Source organism: bacterium, from assembly GCA_024226335.1.
Classification (GTDB): domain Bacteria; phylum Myxococcota_A; class UBA9160; order SZUA-336; family SZUA-336; genus JAAELY01.
In genome coordinates, this window is the sequence record JAAELY010000306.1 from 1 (window position 1) to 4028 (window position 4028).

At 63.1% G+C, this 4028-nt stretch carries 1 protein-coding gene; it reads right to left on the reverse strand.

Annotated features, from left to right (window positions below; translation table 11 throughout):
- The coding region (locus GY725_15975) for a hypothetical protein (protein ID MCP4005688.1) at positions 1–1905 on the reverse strand (1905 nt) is incomplete at its 3' end.
- Between the last annotated feature and the right edge of the window lie 2123 nt (positions 1906–4028).

A 4028-nucleotide genomic window follows, 5' to 3' on the forward strand; every position in this document is an offset into this window, starting at 1 on the left:
GGCCACCCAGCGGCGGGACATGAGCCGAACGTAGCGCTCGAATGCATCCGCTCTGCCCCCGCGGAGATCGGCAAGAACCTGCTGCACGTCTCGCAGCAGCGTCGCCCCCCAGGCTTTGTCAAAGTGCGCGCTCGCTGCTCTGTCGAACATCTGGAGGAATCTCTCCCAGTCGTTCGACATAACAGCAGGCAACGGCAAGGCTGCCGCCCGCACCCGTCGGAGAAGGTCGAAACGGGCCGCCCTGTGCGCGAGAGTGCCACCCTGCAGGCGACCCTGGCCCAACATCTCAGGATCGAAGCCCTTCGGTGCGTCAGCCAACGCCGCGGCGCGAGCGCGGAGCTCACCCTCCCGAGCCTGTTTCTGAGCAAACTCTCGCTCACGGTCTTTGAGACCCTTGAAGGTGGCCATGAGTTCTTCGCTTGCGGCCTGCAACGCCTTCTTCTTGTCCGCGACGCGCTGCTTTGCCTCCTTGGACGCCTCCGCCTCCGCACGGCGACAGCGCAGGTCCTCCCTGTGCGCATCCTCCTCTTTCCTGACGGCCTGGGCGATCAAGGGATTGGCCTGCCGACTGCCGTGGGCAGTTCGGGCTGCGTGCGCGCGTGCCCGCTGAAGCGTCAGGTGGACCTGTGGGTCCTCGCAATCAACGGCTTGCTCGATCATGCGATCCAGGAGCGCCAACTGGTGGGCATGACGCTGGGCCTCCTCACCTGCGACTTCGTCCAGACACACGAGCTGCCCACTCCCCGCGGGCGCAGGGACACTCCCCGCGGGCGCAGGGACCACAGCACCCTGCTCGTCACCGCTGGACAGCGGAGAGCTTGGGACTTCACCGTCGTCACTGGCCGCACCGTCGTTGTTGGCCGCATCCCCTTCATCACTCATGCCTTCGAAAAGCTCGTCCAGCTGCCCCGACTTCGGGAACGGCTCGACGATGCTCGCCACGCCCTCTTTCGTCCAGGATAGCCGCCCCGATTCGAAGTCGGAGCAAACAGACTCGATGAGCCTGTCGCGAAGGACCGGCATGCCGACTGCATTCCAGATCGAGGTGAGACTGGTGGACGCGAGGTGGTCCTCTGACCCGTCTAGTGCGTTCGTCAAAAAGTTGTGCTTGTGCCCGCGGACGGCCGTGTGATGGATGTGACGCTGCTGCCACACAGCGGCGAAATCGACGACGCAGTCATCCCTGTCACGTTTCGGGCAGGCGTGGGGCGCAACGGAGAGTTGTTCCATCGCAATCCGCTGCTCCAGATCCTGATAGACGGTAGAGAGCGGCTGATGCAAATGCGTATCGTTGACTTGCGTCGCGCCCGTGGTCCCACCACCGTGGTAGACTAGCACGCTGCCCCTGTCCCAGCAGACGTCCGCAACCGCAGGGTCGAGGTGGGCGGAGTACGCGTCGCACATCATGATCGACCACCGTGCCACGTTGCCCCCCGCAGGCGCAGGGTGAATAGGCAAGATTTTCCGGAGAAACTCCAACACGTCTGGAAGCCTGTAGGATGCCTTCTCGCCAGTCGTGACGTGCAACCACGCGGCCCCAAGCGGCACGACGGACAATAGGCTCCGACGCACGCGGTCGCCACCCTTGAACATAAGTTCGACGGGCGGCAAGTGCTCGGCAACGGCAGGGTCCGAGGTGACCACTGTGTTCGCTGTCCACCTCTTTCGTGTGGCGGCAGTGTTTTCTTTGAGCGGTACCTCCTTGGACCCTTGGACGGCCAGCGTCTTGCGCAACTGGCTTCCAGCCTCATTGAAATGCAGAGGCTTCTGGTCGAAGCCGTGCACGACAGGATCGTAGTGGAAACAGAGCCAGCACAGCGTGCGGACGCGAATCATGTTGCTCCACATGATCCGCAGGCGCTGATCAAAGACCCTGCGGCTCACCTTCCAGCGGCGGTTGGGCATTCGGAGTGATACACTGTACTGCTTGCGCCAACGCCACAGCCAGGTCCCGCTAATCACAGGCACGTCAGGCCGCAGTCCGAGCCGCATGGCGTTCAGAACATAAGTCTGCCTGAGCTGCAGGGCCTTCACGCGGAGGCACGCAAGCGGCAGTCGTCCTGACTAGTGAAGTACGAGCTACGGGAGGGAGCACCAGCGAACAACCGTTCCAACAAAAACGAGACAACGAGAACATGGCATTCCTGTGCAAGACAACAACGGGGGAAAGAAGCAGGGCAAACAGCAGCAGCAAGGTCATCCTTGGACGACCGTCCTGATGTCGCAGAACCACCGAAATAGGGACTGCCGCAGCTGCAGTGCCTTAAACGGCGCCCCCTGCAAGCCCAATCTCCGAAAACGATCTCCTCGCGTTTTGTTGCCCCAGACCCGCCTGCCTCTGCCGACGTTGCCGCTCCAAGACTGCAGCTTTTGCCGAGCGCACCTGCTCCAATACCGCGTCGCCTCTCTCGTCTGCGGCAGCCGACGCTTCTTCAGGAAACGAACGAGCGTTCCATGGGGCAGACGACGACCAGGAATGTGGCAGAGGCCCTCCGCCTTCAACCACTCATGTATTTCTCGCACGTCCTGCTCCCGAGTTGCGGCATGCACGGAGCTGTACCGCCCGCGCGGTCGCTTCGAGCCCTTCGACCCCGCAGGCACAGGGTCCGCTGAGCGTGGGTTCTCTCTGGCGGCCTGATGACGTCGCAGCGTCGCCTGTCGTTCCTCGAACGTCAACGCCTCAAGCAGAACCCCGAGCTCCAGGCGACTGGGCCTGCGGATGCCCGACTGCCAGGCGACGGCCTCCAACATGAGGTCTCGCTCAAGGTCCGCTTCGCCCGCCTCATCCCCACACCCCGCAGGCGCAGGGTCTGGCGGCGGGAACGGAGGCGGCGGCAACGAAGGCGGTGGCTGCGGAACAGCAGGCGGCGGCGGCGGCCCCGAAGAGCTTGAAGAACCACTCCCGACCGCTAGCAGCGGAGACGGCGACAGGGCAGCCGTGAAGATCTCCCCAGACAGCGTCAGAGCGATGTGAAGACGCTTGCTTCCGCGGTTCGCGAGCAGAAACTCAGCCAACTCGATGCGCATAGCCTTCCAGGACACGAGATTGCGTGCACCGCCGTCCCAGCGGACCATGCAATCCATTGCGCAGTCTCCAGTCGCATCCGTCGGCAACGGGACAAGGCCAAACTCTCGGCACGGTGCACCCAACTTGGTCATGCACAGCTGACCGAGACCACCGCACAAACTCCCGTCGCAAAGTTCGTGGCCGTCGTCCCACCCCGCAGGCGCAGGGTCCGCGTGCAACGTTGGCGCGGGGCCAGTGCAGACGTAGTGGTTGGTGCGCCCCATGGCTGCTAAGCCTGCCGCGCTGAAGAGCACTCGCCTACCGTTCGCAGCCATACGCACCACAGTCGCCATCGCCGTCGGCACATTCGTCTCGCGCAGGCAAAACGGTACCGCCCATGGCGCAAAGTCCTCCACAATGTCGACGCGACTGCCCGCTAGGAGAACATCCACTCGGCGGCGACGAAGCAATGCGTAGAGGAAGAACGCTGCCAGACCGACAAAAGACTTCGATCTCGCGATGTCCTCCGCGAGCTCTCGCAGGTCCGCACTCCGTTGCTTCAGCGATTCACCGTCATCAGCACCAACAGCGGTCGCCAGAGCTGCCTCAAGCGATGGCGGTGAGGACATGACCACCCGCCATCACACCCCCCGCTGGCGCAAAGGAGCCTTCCTCGACCTAATTAACAGGAGTTTACGCACGCAATTCATCAATGACGCACCCCACACCCAAAACGACAGACCAAACACCATGCACTGCCCCACCAGCACTTCAAGGCGTGACGCCAAATCGTGCATTGCTTGAATGGCGCGAAGACGCCAGGCGCCACAGTCGTAATTTGACAAGATGCCCCGCAGAGGCGTCAGGCACCGCAAAGGCGACAAGATGCCCCGCAGAGGCGTCAGGCGGCACACACCTCCAATGACACAGATGCCTCGCAAAGGCGACAGGCGGCAAGCGCCCCAACCATTCGTTGGACACCTGGCCGAACGTTGCCCCTCAACCTTGGGCCACCTGGCCC